This window comes from Microbacterium sp. AC215 (assembly GCF_979258645.1).
This window is the reverse complement of record NZ_OZ409869.1, coordinates 648,639-664,553: the sequence shown is the minus strand read 5'-3', so window position 1 is coordinate 664,553 and position 15,915 is coordinate 648,639. Positions and strand designations below refer to the sequence as shown.

At 67.2% G+C, this 15,915-nt stretch carries 15 protein-coding genes; 9 read left to right on the top strand and 6 right to left on the bottom strand.

The window, feature by feature from the left end:
* Positions 1-65 precede the first annotated feature (65 nt).
* Positions 66-1,745, top strand: coding sequence for an energy-dependent translational throttle protein EttA (gene ettA, locus ACZZZF_RS03475; protein ID WP_053096025.1), 1,680 nt, complete (start codon positions 66-68; stop codon positions 1,743-1,745).
* Positions 1,746-1,752: 7 nt separating this feature from the next.
* Positions 1,753-2,241 carry an acyl-CoA thioesterase gene (locus ACZZZF_RS03470; RefSeq protein WP_056278694.1) on the top strand — a complete coding sequence of 163 codons (489 nt, stop codon included), beginning with the start codon at positions 1,753-1,755 and terminating at the stop codon, positions 2,239-2,241.
* A gap of 29 nt (positions 2,242-2,270) precedes the next feature.
* Here ACZZZF_RS03470 and ACZZZF_RS03465 read toward each other — a convergent pair whose 3' ends face one another.
* A complete protein-coding gene (locus tag ACZZZF_RS03465) occupies positions 2,271-3,158 on the bottom strand; it encodes an acyl-CoA thioesterase (protein WP_056278695.1) in 888 nt (295 codons plus the stop codon).
* A gap of 51 nt (positions 3,159-3,209) precedes the next feature.
* Here ACZZZF_RS03465 and ACZZZF_RS03460 point away from each other — a divergent pair, with 51 nt between their 5' ends.
* Entirely contained in the window at positions 3,210-3,875 is a 666-nt protein-coding gene (locus tag ACZZZF_RS03460) for a hypothetical protein (RefSeq protein WP_463497068.1), read from the top strand.
* A 12-nt stretch (positions 3,876-3,887) separates the two neighbouring features.
* Here ACZZZF_RS03460 and ACZZZF_RS03455 read toward each other — a convergent pair whose 3' ends face one another.
* The 4 genes from ACZZZF_RS03455 to pepN form a co-directional block, all read right to left on the bottom strand.
* Positions 3,888-5,546, bottom strand: a complete 1,659-nt coding sequence (locus ACZZZF_RS03455) for an FAD-binding dehydrogenase (protein WP_463497065.1) — start codon at positions 5,544-5,546, stop codon at positions 3,888-3,890.
* Complete coding sequence (locus ACZZZF_RS03450; RefSeq protein ID WP_394194394.1) at positions 5,543-6,034, bottom strand: globin; 492 nt, start codon at positions 6,032-6,034, stop codon at positions 5,543-5,545. Before ACZZZF_RS03450 ends, ACZZZF_RS03455 begins: the two co-directional genes overlap by 4 nt.
* The gene (locus ACZZZF_RS03445; RefSeq protein ID WP_320488224.1) at positions 5,989-7,062 is read right to left on the bottom strand and encodes a mechanosensitive ion channel family protein; all 1,074 of its coding nucleotides are present in this window, start codon (positions 7,060-7,062) and stop codon (positions 5,989-5,991) included. The genes ACZZZF_RS03450 and ACZZZF_RS03445 overlap by 46 nt, the downstream gene beginning before the upstream one ends.
* 73 nt (positions 7,063-7,135) lie before the next feature.
* Positions 7,136-9,688, bottom strand: coding sequence for an aminopeptidase N (gene pepN / locus ACZZZF_RS03440; protein ID WP_463497062.1), 2,553 nt, complete (start codon positions 9,686-9,688; stop codon positions 7,136-7,138).
* 124 nt (positions 9,689-9,812) lie between these two features.
* On the opposite strand from pepN, the gene ACZZZF_RS03435 reads away from it, so the two are divergent.
* The 5 genes from ACZZZF_RS03435 to ACZZZF_RS03415 are packed head-to-tail and all read left to right on the top strand — an operon-like array spanning position 9,813 to position 14,678.
* Entirely contained in the window at positions 9,813-10,997 is a 1,185-nt protein-coding gene (locus ACZZZF_RS03435; protein ID WP_463497060.1) for a ferrochelatase, read from the top strand.
* Positions 10,998-11,034: 37 nt separating this feature from the next.
* Positions 11,035-11,520, top strand: a complete 486-nt coding sequence (locus ACZZZF_RS03430) for a ribose-5-phosphate isomerase (protein ID WP_053096034.1) — start codon at positions 11,035-11,037, stop codon at positions 11,518-11,520.
* 1 nt (position 11,521) lies between these two features.
* Complete coding sequence (locus ACZZZF_RS03425; RefSeq protein ID WP_056278701.1) at positions 11,522-12,520, top strand: Fpg/Nei family DNA glycosylase; 999 nt, start codon at positions 11,522-11,524, stop codon at positions 12,518-12,520.
* A gap of 23 nt (positions 12,521-12,543) precedes the next feature.
* Positions 12,544-13,185: an FMN-binding negative transcriptional regulator gene (locus ACZZZF_RS03420; RefSeq protein ID WP_463497058.1), complete on the top strand. Its 642-nt coding sequence runs from the start codon at positions 12,544-12,546 to the stop codon at positions 13,183-13,185.
* On the top strand, positions 13,182-14,678 hold the full coding sequence (locus ACZZZF_RS03415) for an amidohydrolase (protein ID WP_320488231.1): 1,497 nt from the start codon (positions 13,182-13,184) through the stop codon (positions 14,676-14,678). The genes ACZZZF_RS03420 and ACZZZF_RS03415 overlap by 4 nt, the downstream gene beginning before the upstream one ends.
* A gap of 57 nt (positions 14,679-14,735) precedes the next feature.
* Here ACZZZF_RS03415 and ACZZZF_RS03410 read toward each other — a convergent pair whose 3' ends face one another.
* Positions 14,736-15,221: a Dps family protein gene (locus ACZZZF_RS03410; protein ID WP_053096038.1), complete on the bottom strand. Its 486-nt coding sequence runs from the start codon at positions 15,219-15,221 to the stop codon at positions 14,736-14,738.
* Positions 15,222-15,361: 140 nt separating this feature from the next.
* On the opposite strand from ACZZZF_RS03410, the gene ACZZZF_RS03405 reads away from it, so the two are divergent.
* Complete coding sequence (locus ACZZZF_RS03405; RefSeq protein WP_295102184.1) at positions 15,362-15,898, top strand: gamma carbonic anhydrase family protein; 537 nt, start codon at positions 15,362-15,364, stop codon at positions 15,896-15,898.
* Positions 15,899-15,915 lie beyond the last annotated feature (17 nt).

The following is a 15,915-nucleotide window of genomic DNA, read 5'->3' as shown; positions in this document are numbered from 1 at the left end:
GAGCCCTGCGATCGCCGGTAGGCTGGAGTGTCGATCTTCGACGCCAACAGAAGGAGCGGTTTTCGGTGGCTGAGTACATCTACTCGATGGTTCGTGCGCGCAAGGCGGTGGGCGACAAGCTCATCCTCGATGACGTCACCATGGCATTCCTCCCCGGTGCCAAGATCGGCATGGTGGGTCCGAACGGCGCCGGCAAGTCGACGATCCTCAAGATCATGGCCGGCATGGACACGCCGTCCAACGGTGAGGCGAAGCTGTCTCCCGGCTTCTCCGTCGGGATCCTGATGCAGGAGCCCGAGCTCGACGAGAGCAAGACCGTCATCGAGAACATCCAGGACGGCATCGCCATCAAGGCGAAGGTCGACCGCTTCAACGAGATCTCGATGCTGATGGCCGACCCGGATGCGGACTTCGACTCGCTTTTGGCTGAGATGGGCACACTGCAGGAAGAGATCGATGCAGCCGATGGCTGGGACCTCGACTCGCAGCTCGAGCAGGCGATGGACGCCCTCCGCACGCCGCCGGCCGATGCCGCCATCGCGCCTCTCTCCGGTGGAGAGAAGCGCCGAGTCGCGCTGGCGAAGCTCCTGCTCCAGAAGCCCGATCTTCTGCTGCTCGACGAGCCCACCAACCACCTGGACGCCGAGAGCGTGCTCTGGCTCGAACAGCACCTGCAGGCGTACAAGGGCGCGGTGATCGCGATCACCCACGACCGGTACTTCCTCGACCACGTCGCCGAGTGGATCGCTGAGGTCGACCGTGGTCGGCTCATCGGGTACGAGGGCAACTACTCGACCTATCTGGAGAAGAAGGGCGAACGCCTCGAGATCCAGGGCAAGAAGGACGCCAAGCTCGCCAAGCGCCTCAAGGAGGAGCTTGAGTGGGTGCGGTCGAGCGCGAAGGGCCGTCAGACCAAGTCCAAGGCACGTCTCGCGCGGTACGAGGAGATGGCGACCGAGGCAGAGCGGACCAGGAAGCTGGACTTCGAGGAGATCACGATCCCGGCGGGTCCCCGACTCGGGAGTGTCGTCATCGACGCGAAGAACCTGAAGAAGGGGTTCGACGGGCGTTCGCTCATCGACGGCCTCAGCTTCAGCCTTCCGCCGAACGGCATCGTCGGCGTGATCGGCCCGAACGGTGTGGGTAAGACGACGCTGTTCAAGACGATCGTCGGCCTCGAGCCGCTCGACGCGGGCGATCTCAAGATCGGTGAGACGGTCAAGATCAGCTACGTCGACCAGTCCCGGTCGAACATCGACCCGGACAAGACGCTGTGGGAGGTCGTCTCCGACGGGCTCGACTTCATCACCGTGGGCAAGACGGAGATCCCCTCGCGCGCGTACGTCTCGAAGTTCGGCTTCAAGGGACCGGACCAGCAGAAGAAGGCCGGTGTGCTCTCCGGTGGTGAGCGCAACCGACTGAACCTGGCCCTCACCCTGAAAGAGGGCGGCAACCTGCTGCTGCTCGACGAGCCCACCAACGACCTGGACGTCGAGACGCTGAGCTCCCTCGAGAACGCGCTGCTCGAGTTCCCCGGCTGTGCAGTCGTGATCACCCACGACCGGTGGTTCCTCGACCGCATCGCGACGCACATCCTCGCGTACGAGGGTACCGACGAGAAGCCCGACCAGTGGTACTGGTTCGAGGGCAACTTCGAGGCGTACGAGGAGAACAAGATCCAGCGCCTCGGTGCAGACGCGGCGAAGCCGCACCGCTCGACGCACCGCAAGCTCACGCGCGACTGACCGCCCGATGTCCGACCTGACACCGGGATCCCGGCTGCACATCCCGATCCACCTCCGCTGGGGGGATCTGGACGCCTTCAATCACGTCAACAACACCTCGATGCTGAAGCTCCTCGAGGAGGCGCGCGTACGCGCGTTCTGGCGTGCGGGTCCCGGTGAGCAGGCGCCATCCACGGCTGTGCTCGACTCAGGCATCGACGAGGGAACGCTGACGCTCATCGCTCGTCAGGAGATCGAGTATCTCGCACCGGTGCCTTATCAACGGCGCCCGCTCGAGGTGCAGATGTGGTTCGGCAAGCTCGGCGGCTCCAGCGTCGAGGTCTGCTACGAGGTGCACAACGACCCCACGGCGGAACCTCGCACGATCTATGCGCGCTCCACCGCCATCATCGTGCTCGTCGATGCGAAGACCGGACGACCCACGCGGCTCACGCAGGAGATGCGCGAGGCCTGGGAACCGTACGTCGGACCGTCCATCGAGTACGCCCACCGGTGAGGTGAGCTGACTCGTCGGCGCCGGCCGGATCACGCCGGTGCGGGCACCCTGACCATGATCTCCTGCGCGACCGAGGCGACGAGGTCGCCCGACTGCGTGTAGATGCGTCCCTGGGCGAGTCCACGGCCGCCGCGCGCGTTCGGGGACTCCTGCAGATAGAGCAACCACTCGTCGACACGTGCGGGACGGTGCCACCACATCGCGTGGTCCAGGCTCGCCACCTTGAGCCCGGGCAGGCCCCAATAGACGCCATGGGCCCGGAGGATCGATTCCTGGATCGTCATGTCGCTCAGGTATGCGAGAGCCGCCCTATGGATGCGCTGGTCATCGGGAAGCGGCGCCTTCATGCGCATCCACACACCCTGTTGAGGGACGCGGTCGTCTGCGCTCGGCAGAAACAGAGGCGAGTCGATATGGCGCACGTCGGCCGCGCGATCACTGAGCATCCGCACGACGCCGGACGGCAGACCGTCGACGCGCTGCTCATCGGGGAGCAAGGAGTCAGGACCGGGGACATCGGCGGGCATGGGGACGGCATGCTCGAGTCCCGGATCCTCGTCCTGGAAGGACGCGATCATCGAGAAGATCGGTACGCCGTTCTGATAGGCCTGTGATCGGCGAGTCGAGAAGGATCGCCCGTCGTGGATGCGATCCACGGCGATCGTGATTCCCTGACTCGCGTCGCCCGGCCGCAGGAAGTAGCCGTGCATGGAGTGGACGGCCCGATCCTCCGGAAGCGTGCGCTCCGCGGCGAGCAGGCTCTGCGCGAGCACCTGGCCACCGTAGATCCGTCCGGACGGCATCGGATGCGACGAACCGGTGAAGATGTCCTCGGTGGTGCGTGCCTGCGTCGAGTCGAGATCGAGCACGTCGAGGAGTTGTTCGACGGTGCGGATCGCGTGGGCGTCGGCGGTCATGACTTCCTTCCCGCGACTGCGGATGCTTCTGGCGTTGCTAGTTTAGAGGGTGTGCCCCACCAGCTTCTTCTCGCAGACGCCGAGACCGCGAAGGACGTTCTGACCTTCCTCGGACGAGCGACCCGCATCTCCGATGAAGGGGTTCGGCTGCAGGCAGCGAGGGGAGTCCTCGCGCTGACGGGCGCCGCGCTCTCTCCCCACGGCCTGTTCGATCAGACTCCGACGGTGCTGGCGATGCGAGTCGTCCAGGCGGACCCCGAGCTCGAGTGCGACGTCGTCGTCGCCGCGCTCACAGCGACGGACGACGAGCGCGCCCTGACACTGCCGGAGACCGGGCTCTCACCCGCGTGGGCCGGGGTCGCCCCGCCGCGCGGCCCCTGGCAGGCGACGTCGACTTTGACGGCATCCGTGATCGCCCGACGCGCCCAGTGGGGGATCAGCGCCGTCGCTCGTGGAGCGACGCCGGGCGCGGGCGAGGAGGCGGTTAGAGCCCTCCGTGCGGCCATCTGGGGCGAGCCCGATGACGATCTCGGCGGTCTGCCGCGCGGAGTGGCATTCGCGGCGGACGCGTTCGGCTTCATCTCCGGCGAGGAGGACGTTCCGGTCATGCAATCGGGGCGATGGACTCGGCTCGCCTTCCGTCGCGGACACGTCCTCTCCCGAGGTCCCGTCGCCTCAGGGCTGACCGCCGTCAGGGGTACGGGCTCCGCACAGTAGACGCGTACGAGCTCACCGCGCGGCAGCGCGCCCGGCCTGACGACCCGAGAAGAGACATCCGCCGAGGAACGTGCCCTCGAGTGCGCGGTAGCCGTGCATCCCGCCGCCGCCGAAGCCGCTCGCCTCGCCCGCGGCATACAGGCCGGGGATCGGTTCGCCGTCGGCTCCGAGAGCGCGGCCGTCGAGATCGGTATTGATTCCGCCGAGTGACTTCCGCGTGAGGACGTGCAGTTTCACAGCGACGAGCGGACCTGCTGCCGGATCCTGGAGCCGGTGCGGTGCGGCGGTGCGGATCAGCCTGTCGCCGCGGTATCCGCGCATGGAGCGAAGCATGCCGATCTGGGCGTCCTTCGAGAACTCGTTGTCCATCTCCAGGTCGCGCGCCACGACCTCCCGTCGGACGTGGTCTATGTCGAGCGATTCGCCGCCGGGATGCCGCTTCATCTGCTCGAGCAGGGACTCGAGATCGTTCTCGACGATGAAGTCCTCACCCTCGTCGAGGAATGCCTGCACCGGGCCGGTCGGTCCCTTCGCCAGTCGGGACTTCACCAGCAGACCGACGTCCTTGCCCGTCAGGTCGGGGTTCTGCTCACTTCCCGAGAGGGCGAACTCCTTCTCGACGATCTGACGAGAGGTGATGAACCACGAGTGGTCGTAGCCGGTGCGGCGGAGGTGGGCGAGCGTGCCCAGCGTGTCGAAGCCAGGAAACAGGGGGACAGGCAATCGCGTCCCTGTGGCATCGAGCCACAGCGACGAGGGTCCGGGGAGGATGCGGATGCCGTGGGACGGCCAGACCGGATCCCAGTTCGTGATGCCTTCGACGTAGTGCCACATCCGGTCACCGTTCACGAGGCGAGCCCCCGCCGCGTCCGAGACGGCGTGCATCGATCCGTCCACGTACGCGGGCACCCCCGTCAGCATGTGCTCGGGCGGCACGCCGAGGCTCGCAGGCCATGCCGCACGCACGAGATCGTGGTTGCCGCCGATGCCGCCCGAGGAGACGATCGTCGCTCCGGCGCTGATCTCGAAGTCGCCGATCGCGGACCGTGACGACTCGACGCCGCGAAGCGCGGGGCTCGACTCCAGGATCGTTCCGCGTGCGCCGGTGACGGCTCCGTCGGTGGTGATGAGTTCGGTCACCCGGTGGCGGGGCAGGATCGTGATCCGGCCCTCGCGCTCACCCTGTTCGACTGCTGCGGCGAACGGCGCCACGACACCGGGCCCGGTGCCCCAGGTGATGTGGAATCGCGGAACCGAGTTGCCCGGACCGAGTGCACCGTATCCGCCTCGCTCGGCCCATCCGACCACGGGGAAGAACGTGACGCCGCGTTCGCGCAGCCACGCGCGCTTCTCACCGGCCGCGAACTGGAGGTAGGCCTCGGCCCACCGGCGCGGCCAGTGATCCTCCGGGCGGTCGAAGGAGGCCGTTCCGAACCAGTCCTGGGTCGCCAGCGCGAGCGAATCCCGGATCCCCATCCGTCGCTGCTCGGGCGAATCGATGAAGAAGAGTCCGCCGAACGACCACCACGCCTGCCCGCCGAGATTCGTGCGCGGCTCCTGGTCGACGAGGATCACGCGACGCCCGGCATCCAACGCCTCACTCGCCGCGACGAGCCCGGCAAGCCCCCATCCGATGACCAGTACGTCTGCAGACAGGGGCGTGGTCGTCATGTGCTCTCCGTTGATTCCTGACGTGATCGCGTCTCGAGCGTGGGACGCCCGGCGGAGGGTGCGCCGATGCCGGACGGCTCGAATGTGTTCACCATGGCATACGCGGCTCGTTCCAGGTAGTCCCAGAGCGTCGATTCGTGGAGTGGCGACAACTGCGCCTCGTCCACGGCCGTTCGCATGTGCCGGAGCCACCGGTCACGCGCGTCGGGGTCGACGTGGAACGGCATGTGGCGCATCCTGAGGCGGGGGTGGCCACGAGTCTCGCCGTACGTCGTGGGGCCACCCCAGTACTGCTCGAGGAACAGGAGCAGGCGTTCCTCGGCGGGGCCGAGATCCTCTTCGGGATACATCGGCTTCAGGACAGGATCGAGTGCGACCTCGCGGTAGAAGACCGACACGATCTTCGCGAAGGTGTCGCGACCGCCGACCTCGTCGTAGAAAGTCACTTCTGGGAGCTCCCGTCGTCGTTCGTCTTCTTGCGTCGCCAGATTCCCCTGTCCGGGATCACAGGCACGCCGGTGACCGCGTTCGGACGGGTCTTGGGCGGATTCGCACCTCGAACCCGGCGTGCACCGTCGAGACCGGTGGGCACGACCGTCGTCATGCTCGGGAGCGCGATCTCGTTCTCGAGCAGGGCCGACCGCAGACGCTTGCGCAGCTCCTGCGCGACGTCGTCCTTGGCGTTCGCGCGAGCCTTGATCACGAGACGGATGACCAGGGCGTCGCCGTCGATCGACTCGAGACCCCACAGCTCCGGCTTCTCGACGATGCGAGTTCGCCACTTCGGATCCTTGGCCAGCGCCAGCGCGGTGTCCAACATGGTCTGCTCGGCCTTGTCGAAGTCCGAGTCGACGGGCACACCGACGTCGATGATCGCGCGCGCCCAACCCTGGGACATGTTGCCGATGCGGAGCACCTCGCCGTTGCGGACGTACCAGAGGGTGCCGTTCACATCACGGACCTGGGTGATGCGCACACTCACGTACTCGACGACGCCTGACGCGAGACCGAGATCGACGACGTCGCCGATGCCGATCTGATCCTCCGCGACGATGAACATGCCGTTCAGCACGTCCTTGACGATGTTCTGAGCGCCGAAGCCGAGGCCCGCGCCGACCGCCGCAGTGAGCAGGGTGAGGGAACCGAGCAGGGTGGGGGACAGATGGTTGACCACCAGCACGATCGCGATCACCACGAGCATCACATTGACGATGTTCTGCAGGATCGTCCCGAGAGTTCGCGTCCGCTGCACGAGGCGCATGTCGGCGAGCGGAGATCGCTCGAGGGCCTGGGTGTCGTCGACGTCTGCCTTGCTCTTCGCACTGTCGACGATCCGGTGCACGACGCGTCGGATGACCACCCGGAGGACCAGACCGATCAGGATGCAGCCGCCGATGATCGCGACGACCCCGAGAGCTTGGAGGCCCACGTCCCGGAGCACGGTGACAGCATCCATCCACCAGTCGGGGAGTGGGGTCTCTGCAGGGTCAGGGTTCGTATCGAATGGCTGCATCATCCCCTCCAGAGTAGCGATCAGGCCTCTGCGCGGGCTGGATGCACCGCACAGAGGCCTGATCGGGAGAGACGGGTCAGTCCTCTGCGTCGCGAGACTGCGCGGCGAGCGACCGCTCGACGTCTGCGAGGTTCTCGAGCACGAGGCGACGGAGTGCCGGTGCGGCGTCCTGATTCGCGGACAGCCAGGCCCGAGTCGCGTCGCGCAGTTCGACATCTGCGATGGCGGTGGGGAACAGGCCGACGATGAGGTACTGCGCGATCTGGTAGCTGCGGGACTCCCAGATCGGCACGAGCATGTCGAAGTACGCCGGAACGAACTCGCGGAGCGATTCGGCGCCCGCCGGGTGGACGAACCCGAGTGCGGCGGAACGCACGACCGTGTTCGGAGCGTCGTCACGATCGATCAGCGAGGCCCACGCGGCCTTCTTCGAGGCGGAGTCCGGCAGCGCGGCACGGGCCTGCGCGGCGAACTCGCCGCCCTTCGAGGTGTTGTCCGAGGACAGCGCGGCATCGATGGATGCTGCGTCCGTCGCTCCGATCGTGGCGAGGCCCACAAGGAGCTGCCAACTGAGGTCCGCGTCTATCTCGAGACCGGGAAGCGTCTCCTCGCCGGAGCGCAGTCGACCCACGATGCCGGCGTGCTCGGGAGTGACGAGCGCGTTCGCGAAGGCCGTCACGAACTGGAGCTGGCTGTCGCTGCCCGATTCGGCGGATTCTGCGAGTGTCCAGAGACCGTCGGCGACCTTCTGGCGGGCCGCCAGGCGGTCCTCCGGCGTGACGTAGAGCGTCGCAGCCGTGCGCAGTTGCGCAAGGGTCGTACGGACCGTGGTCGACTCCGTCTCGCGGCCGATGTTCCCCAGCACCAGATCGATGTAATCGGATGCGGCGGTCTCGGCGTCGCGGGTCTGATCCCACGCCGCTCCCCACACGAGCGAGCGTGCGAGGGGATCACGGATGTCTGCGAGGTGCTCGATCGCCGTGGCGAGGGAACGGTCATCGAGGCGGATCTTCGCGTAGGCGAGATCGTCATCGTTGAGCAGCACCAGGTCGGGGCGCTTGAGGCCGTGCAGCTCGGGGACCTCGGTGCGGTCTCCGTCGACGTCGACCTCGGCATAGTGCGACCGCACGAGTGCGCCGTCCTGGAGGTTGTAGAAGCCGATGCCGAGGCGGTGAGGGCGGATGGTGGGGTAGTCCGCGGGAGCAGTCTGCGTCACGGCGAACCGCGTGATGGTGCCGTCGACGTCGTCGGCGATAACCGGTTCGAGCGTGTTCACGCCCGCGGTCTCGAGCCACTTCTTCGACCAGGTGCTCAGATCGCGACCGCTGGTGGCCTCGAGCTCGGTGAGCAGATCGCTCAGCTCGGTGTTGCCCCACGAGTGCTTCTGGAAGTACTGCGAGACACCCGCGAAGAACTCCTCGATGCCGACCCAGGCGGCGAGCTGCTTGAGAACCGAGCCGCCCTTCGCGTAGGTGATGCCGTCGAAGTTCACCTGCACGTCTTCGAGATCGTTGATCTCGGCCACGATCGGGTGGGTGGACGGAAGCTGATCCTGACGGTAGGCCCAGGTCTTCTCCATCGCGTTGAACGTGGTCCATGCCTCGGTCCACTCGGTGGCCTCGGCGGTCGCGATCGTCGACGCCCACTCGGCGAACGATTCGTTCAGCCAGAGGTCGTTCCACCACTTCATCGTGACGAGGTCGCCGAACCACATGTGTGCGAGCTCATGCAGGATCGTGACGACGCGACGCTCCTTGACGGCGTCGGTCACCTTGCTGCGGAAGACGTAGGTCTCGGTGAAGGTCACCGCGCCCGCGTTCTCCATGGCGCCGGCGTTGAACTCCGGGACGAAGAGCTGGTCGTACTTCGCGAACGGGTAGGGGACGCCGAACTTCGACTCGAAGTATGCGAATCCCTCGCGGGTCTTGTCGAAGATGTAGTCGGCGTCGAGGTGCTGCCAGAGGCTCTTGCGTCCGTAGACGCCGAGCGGGATCACCCGGCCCGAGGCGCTGGTGAGCTCGGAGAACGTCGCTTCGTAGGGCCCGGCGACGAGCGCGGTGATGTACGAGGAGATGCGCGGGGTGGGCTCGAAGCCCCAGGTGGCGACCGAGTGGTCGTCGTGCACGATGGGCTCGGGCGTGGGGGAGTTGGAGACGACCTTCCACGACGCCGGTGCGGTGACCGTGAACTGGAACGTCGCCTTGAGGTCGGGCTGCTCGAACACCGCGAACACGCGTCGGGAGTCGGGGACCTCGAACTGCGAGTAGAGGTAGACCTCGCCGTCCACGGGATCGACGAACCGGTGGAGTCCCTCTCCGGTGTTCGTGTAGAGGCAGTCCGCGTCGACCACGAGGACGTTCTCGGCCTGCAGACCGGCGAGTGCGATGCGCGAGTCGGCGAAGACCTCGTCGGGGTCCAGCTGCTCGCCGTTCAGCGAGATCTCGCGCACGTCGCGGGCGATCAGATCGATGAAGGTGGTGCTCTCCGGCGTCGCGGTGAACCGGACGACGCTGCGGGAGCCGAAGACCTCCGCACCCTTCGTCAGGTCGAGCGAGACTTCGTACGACTGGGTGTCGATGACGTCGCGGCGCTCCTGCGCTTCGATGCGGGTGAGGTTCTCTCCAGGCACAGCTGTACTCCCAGGGGTGAGGGGATGCTGCCGCAACCCAGCGCAGTTGGCGCCCACGGCAACCATGACAGCCTACGCCAGCACGGCGGCCTGTCTCACGTCTGGAAGGTGAAAGGATGGAGGGGTGACCGCGATCGAGCCGAACCACGTCCTCTTTGCCTCTGCTGCCGCTGCCGAAGGTGCGCCCTACGTATCGACGCCGACGGCGTACGACGGCATCCTGCTCGCCGGATTCGGAGGGCCCGAGGGACAGGACGACGTCATCCCGTTCCTCCGCAACGTCACGCGCGGTCGCGGTATCCCCGATGAACGACTGGAAGAGGTGGCGCATCACTACCGTCACTTCGGTGGCGTGAGCCCGATCAACGGTCAGAACCGCATCCTCAAGGAGGCTCTGGAGGGCGAGCTCGCACGCCGCGGCATCGATCTTCCGGTGTACTGGGGCAACCGCAACTGGAGTCCGTACCTCGAGGAGGTCGTGACCGAGGCGGCCGCCGACGGGAAGACGACGCTGCTCGCGTTCGCCACCAGTGCCTACAGCTCGTTCTCGAGCTGCCGGCAGTATCGCGAGGACTTCGCACGCGTGCTCGAGGAGACGAAGCTCGGCGAGACGGTGACGATCGACAAGATCCGTCCCTTCTACGACCACCCCGGATTCGTCGAGTCGTTCGAGACGGGCGTCCGCGAGGCCGTGGAGGCGTTCCTCGGACAGGGCATCGCCCCCGCGGACATCCAGATCCTGTTCTCGACCCACAGCATCCCGACGGCCGACGCGGAGCGCTCCGGTGCGCGGGACATCGACTGGGGCGAGGGCGGCGCCTACGCGGCGCAGCACCTCGCGGTCGCCGCGTGGGTCATGGATCGAGTCCGCGAGAGCATCCCCGAGGCGGCCGACGTGTCGTGGGAGCTCGTCTACCAGTCCCGTTCGGGTCCCGCCTCGCAGCCGTGGCTGGAGCCGGATGTGTGCGACGTGATCGGCGAACTCCCCGAGCGCGGTCGGAAAGCCGTGGCGGTCGTGCCGGTCGGTTTCATGAGCGACCACATGGAGGTCCTCTGGGACCTCGACACCGAGGCGGCCGAAGCTGCGGAAGAGGCCGGACTGGCTTTCACACGCACTCCCACGCCCGGGGTGGCGCCGTCATTCGTCACCGGCATCGTCGACCTGATCGTCGAGCGGCTGGAAGGCCGCCCCAACGAGGAGCGCCCTCACGTGACGTCGCTGCCGGGTGCGTTCGACGTGTGCCGTCCGGGCTGCTGCGAGAACGTCCGCGCCGGATTCAAGCCGGCCGCCGCCGGCGTGGCCCCGTGAGCACCCGCTGACCCGCGGCGCTTCTAGGATGGATGCCATGCGCATCCATATCGCCACCGATCACGCCGGTCTCGACTTCTCCACGCAGCTACAGGATCACCTCCGCGGCGCGGGACACGAGGTCGTGGACCACGGGCCGATCGAGTACGACGCGCTCGACGATTACCCCGCATTCTGCATCCGTGCGGCGCAGGCCGTCGTCGCGGATCAGGCGGCCGGTGTCGAGACGCTCGGTGTGGTGTTCGGCGGCTCCGGCAACGGCGAGCAGATCGCCGCGAACAAGGTCGAGGGCGTCCGTGCCGCGCTGGTGTGGAACACGTCGACCGCCGAGCTGGCCCGCCAGCACAATGACGCGAACGTGATCTCGATCGGGGCGCGGCAGCATTCCTTCGACGAGGTCACCTCGTTCATCGACACCTTCATCGCGACGCCGTTCTCGGAGGACGAGCGCCACATCCGCCGAATCGGTCAGATCGCGGACTTCGAGCGCAACGGCTCGCTGCTCCCGGATCCGAGAGCCTGAGATGCCCGAGGGACATTCGGTCCACCGCATCGCGCGCCAGTTCGACCGTAACTTCGTCGGCAAGCAGATGCTCGCCTCGAGCCCCCAGGGACGATTCGCCGAGGGGGCGGCCGTCCTGAACGGTCGTGAGGCGATCAGCGTGCAGGCGGTGGGGAAGCAGATGTTCCTCGAGGCCGAAGGCGATGTGTGGCTTCGGGTGCACCTCGGCCTGTACGGAGCGTGGGACTTCGCCGGCGACATCCTGGTCGACCCGACGATCGCCTCTGCGAACGGCCGCATGGGCCAGACGAACCAGCGCGGAACTGTGGTCGACGAGGAGATCCTCGACGATGCCGGAGAGAACTCGCTCGCCTCGATCGGCGCACCTCGCCGGACTCGGGTGCACGTGCGCATGTCGGAGCAGACGAAGGGGCTCGCCGACGAGGGACTCGAATGGCCCCCACCGGTCGTCGGTCAGGTTCGACTGCGTCTGATGACCGACATCACGGCTGCCGATCTGCGCGGCCCCACGGCCTGCGTGCTCCAGAGTCCGGAGGAGATGCTCGCAAGCGTCGCCAAGCTCGGCCCGGATCCCCTCGTGGGGGATCCCGCGCAGAACGAGGAGCGCTTCGTGCAGGCGGTCCGTAAGAAGCAGACGGTGATCGCACTTCTGCTGATGGATCAGGCCGTGGTCAGCGGCATCGGAAACGTGTATCGGGCGGAGATGCTGTTTCGACAGCGGCTGAACCCCCACACGCCCGGCCGCGAGGTGCCCGAGGAGGTCGTGCGAGCACTGTGGCGCGACTGGGTGCGGCTGCTGGCCGTCGGTGTGGAGACCGGCCAGATGATGACCATGGATGATCTGTCGCCCGACGCCTATCGGGCGGCGATGGCGAGCCGCGACGATCGCCACTGGGTCTACCATCGTGCCGGTCTGCCGTGTCGTATCTGCGGCACCGAGATCGCCCTCGAGGAGATCGGCGCCCGCAAGCTGTACTGGTGCCCGCGCTGCCAGGCCTGACCGGTCAGCCGTAGGCTGAGAGGATGCGTCAGAACCCCAGTTTCACGCTCGCTGATGTGGCCGAGCTCCGTCGGGTCATCGATGCCGATCCGTGGGCGACCATAGTGAGCGACGGACCGGAGGGCCTCGTCTCCTCTCACTACGTCGTGCTGCTCGACCAGGATCGCGATGATCTCACGGTCGTCGGTCACGTCGGCCGGCCCGACGACCTGATCCACGGCTTGGGCGAGAGGGAACTGCTCATCGTGTTCCAGGGGCCGCACGGCTACATCTCACCGGGCTGGTATGGCGATGTCCCGTCCGTTCCGACGTGGAACTACACGGCCGTTCATCTTGCCGGAGTTCCCGAGATACTCAGCGACGAAGAGAATCTCGCCGTTCTCGATCGACTCGTCGACCGTTTCGAGGGGCGGATGCCGGAGCCACGGCAGATGTGGGAACGGCCGAACGACCCCGCGTTCATCACACGGCTGGCCGCAGGGACGGTGGGATTCAGGCTCACCCCGACACGCGTCGTCGCCAAACGCAAACTGAGTCAGAACAAGCCGGCCGAGACAGTGGAGACCATCATCGCCGAACTCGAGGCCGATGGGCCGTACGCACAGCCCGCCCTCGCCGCCGAGATGCGTCGCGCCCAGCAGGCGCGCGTCGGAGCCCGCTCGTGACCGGAGCCGCAGACAGCGTGGCCACCCTGTCGGGCGTCCGGGTCTCAGGACCGGGCAAGGAGTTCCTGATCGACGACGAGCCCGTCGACATCTTCATCGAAGACGGCCGGATCAGCGACATCGCCCCCGCCGGAGCGCTGCCGCCACAGGGGCGCATCCTCGACGGCAACGGAGCGTGGGCCGTGCCGGGCCTCTGGGACAACCACGTGCACACGGTGCAGTGGGCTCTGGCCGCCGAACGCGTCGCTCTCGGTGGCGCGGGCTCCGCGTCTGAGGCGGCTGCGATCATGTCCTCCGCGGCGCCCCTCCCGGACGGGCGGAAGGTCGGCAGCGGGTTCCGTGATGCGATGTGGCCCGATCAGCCCTCGCTCGCACTTCTCGACAGCGCCACGGGAGAAGTGCCCACCTATCTCATCAACGCGGATGTGCACAGCACGTGGCTCAACTCGGCGGCGTTGCGGCTCGAGGGCTTCGACAGTCCGGACGGGATGCTCAGAGAGGAGCAAGCCTTCGAGATCTCCCGTCGCCTGAACGCCGTCGACCCGGAACGCGGCGACAGAGCGGTCCGCGACGCGGGGGAGAGGGCCGCCTCTCGAGGCATCACCGGCCTGGTGGACTTCGACATGGCCTGGAACGCCGATGCCTGGCCGCGGCGTATCGGCGCCGGGTTCGCTGCCCATCGTGTCGAGTTCGCCATCTACCCTTTCGACCTCGGACGTGCGATCCGCGCCGGGCTCCGGTCGGGCGAGCTGCACGAGGCGGCGGACGCACCGGAAGCCGGGCGCGGCCTGATCCGGATCGGGCCGCTGAAGATCATCAGCGACGGCTCGCTGGGCACGCGCACCGCGGCCTGCTCGCATTCGTATCCTGGCGATCCCGAGAACTTCGGGGTGCTCAATGTACCGACCGCCGAGCTCGCCGAGCTGCTCACGACCGCCACCGGCGCAGGGCTCTCGGTCGCGGTGCATGCGATCGGTGATCGCGCCGTCACCGGGGCGCTGGACGCCTTCACGGTGTCGGGTGCCGTCGGAACCATCGAGCACGCTCAGCTGGTGCGGCACTCCGACCTCGCGCGGTTCGGCAGGCTCGGCGTCATCGCGAGTGTGCAACCGCAGCACGCGCTCGATGACAGGGATCTGGTCGGCCGGCACTGGGCCGGGCAGACGTCGATCGGCTATCCGCTCAGTGCCCTCCGAGACGCCGGTGTGGAGATCCGCTTCGGATCCGACGCTCCCGTGGCTCCCCTCGATCCCTGGCAGGCGATCGCCGCGGCGGTCACCCGCACGGACGATGATCGCGACCCCTGGCACCCCGAAGAGCGACTGACGAGGGAACAGGCGATCCAGGCGAGCGTCCGCACGGCTCTGCGTCCGGGGGAGGCCGCAGACATCGCCCTGTGCGGCTACGACCCGCTCTCCGCATCAGGTGCGGATCTGCGAGGGATGCCGGTCATGGCGACGATGGTCGCCGGGCGGCTGACCTACGGCGGATGAGCGCGAGAACGAAGAAGGGCACCGGAAGCCCGGTGCCCTTCTTCGTCGCGTGGGTGCTCAGGCTGCGATGTGCGACACGAGGAACCAGCGGTCCTTCTCGAGCCCGCGCATGATCTCGATCGCGACGTCCTGGCTCGTGAGGTCGACCTCGTCGAGCCCGTCGATCGCTGCCTTCACGTCGACGAGGATCGCGTCGATGTCGGAGATGACGGCGCGCACGAGCTCATCGGACTGGGTGAAGCCAGCCGGAACCGACGTCGCACCGCCCTTGGCGGCGACGGCGCTGATGCGCGCGTCGATCGGGAGACCGAGGGCGACGATCCGCTCGGCGGCCGTGTCGGCGAAGTCGCCGGCGTGCGCGACGATGGTGTCGAGGAGCTCATGAACTCCGACGAAGTTGGCGCCGCGGACATGCCAGTGCGCCTGCTTGCCGTCGATCGTCAGTGCCTGGAGACCGAGCACGACGGGGGAGAGGAACTGAGACGCTGCAGCGGCCACGGTCGGGTCGCTGGCGGTGGTGGAAACGGTCTGTACCTTGCTCATTGTGACTCCTCCGGAGTTGTCTCTTCGTGCCTGATGAGGACAACGCTACTCGTCTGAAATCATTCCGCAAGCAAGCGAAGGCTCGGCTTAGTGGCCCGGAATCACGCGGAAATCCGGGCTTGGGAGGATAGTCTCACCTTATGAGCATCGCTGCCGGAGCCTCCGTCCTCGCTCTGCCGGGGAAGTCCCCGTGGATCGCCGCCGACGCGTTCATCGCCGAGGGCGCACGCATCGTGGGAGACGTGTCGCTGGCCGAGGGCGCGAGTGTCTGGTACAACGCGGTCCTTCGAGGCGACTCTGCCTCCATCGTGGTCGGACGGGACAGCAACGTCCAGGACAACGTCTCGGTCCATGTCGACGCGGCGCATCCGGTCGTCATCGGCGCGAAGGTGTCGATCGGTCACAACGCGGTCGTCCATGGGTGCACGATCGGAGACGGTTCGCTCATCGGCATGGGAGCCGTCGTGCTCAGCGGGGCCGTCATCGGCGCCGGCTGTCTCATCGCCGGTGGAGCCGTCGTGCTCGGAGGCACAGAGGTGCCAGACGGATCACTGGTGGCCGGGGTGCCCGCGAAGGTGCGCCGAGCGCTCAGCGACCAGGAGCGTGCCGACCTGATCGCGAACGCCGACGTCTACCTCGCGCACGTCCGGACCCACGCCGCGGCGACACCGATCTGATCGGATTCGACCGATAG

Excerpts from the sequence above, each read along its gene's own strand:
- ACZZZF_RS03425 (WP_056278701.1), top strand. The coding sequence starts at position 11,522 with ATGCCCGAGGGACATTCGGTCCACCGCATCGCGCGCCAGTTCGACCGT.
- ACZZZF_RS03455 (WP_463497065.1), bottom strand. The coding sequence starts at position 5,546 with ATGACGACCACGCCCCTGTCTGCAGACGTACTGGTCATCGGATGGGGG.
- ACZZZF_RS03430 (WP_053096034.1), top strand. The coding sequence starts at position 11,035 with ATGCGCATCCATATCGCCACCGATCACGCCGGTCTCGACTTCTCCACG.
- ACZZZF_RS03405 (WP_295102184.1), top strand. The coding sequence starts at position 15,362 with ATGAGCATCGCTGCCGGAGCCTCCGTCCTCGCTCTGCCGGGGAAGTCC.
- ACZZZF_RS03420 (WP_463497058.1), top strand. The coding sequence starts at position 12,544 with ATGCGTCAGAACCCCAGTTTCACGCTCGCTGATGTGGCCGAGCTCCGT.
- ACZZZF_RS03470 (WP_056278694.1), top strand. The coding sequence starts at position 1,753 with ATGTCCGACCTGACACCGGGATCCCGGCTGCACATCCCGATCCACCTC.
- ACZZZF_RS03445 (WP_320488224.1), bottom strand. The coding sequence starts at position 7,062 with ATGATGCAGCCATTCGATACGAACCCTGACCCTGCAGAGACCCCACTC.
- ACZZZF_RS03410 (WP_053096038.1), bottom strand. The coding sequence starts at position 15,221 with ATGAGCAAGGTACAGACCGTTTCCACCACCGCCAGCGACCCGACCGTG.
- ACZZZF_RS03465 (WP_056278695.1), bottom strand. The coding sequence starts at position 3,158 with ATGACCGCCGACGCCCACGCGATCCGCACCGTCGAACAACTCCTCGAC.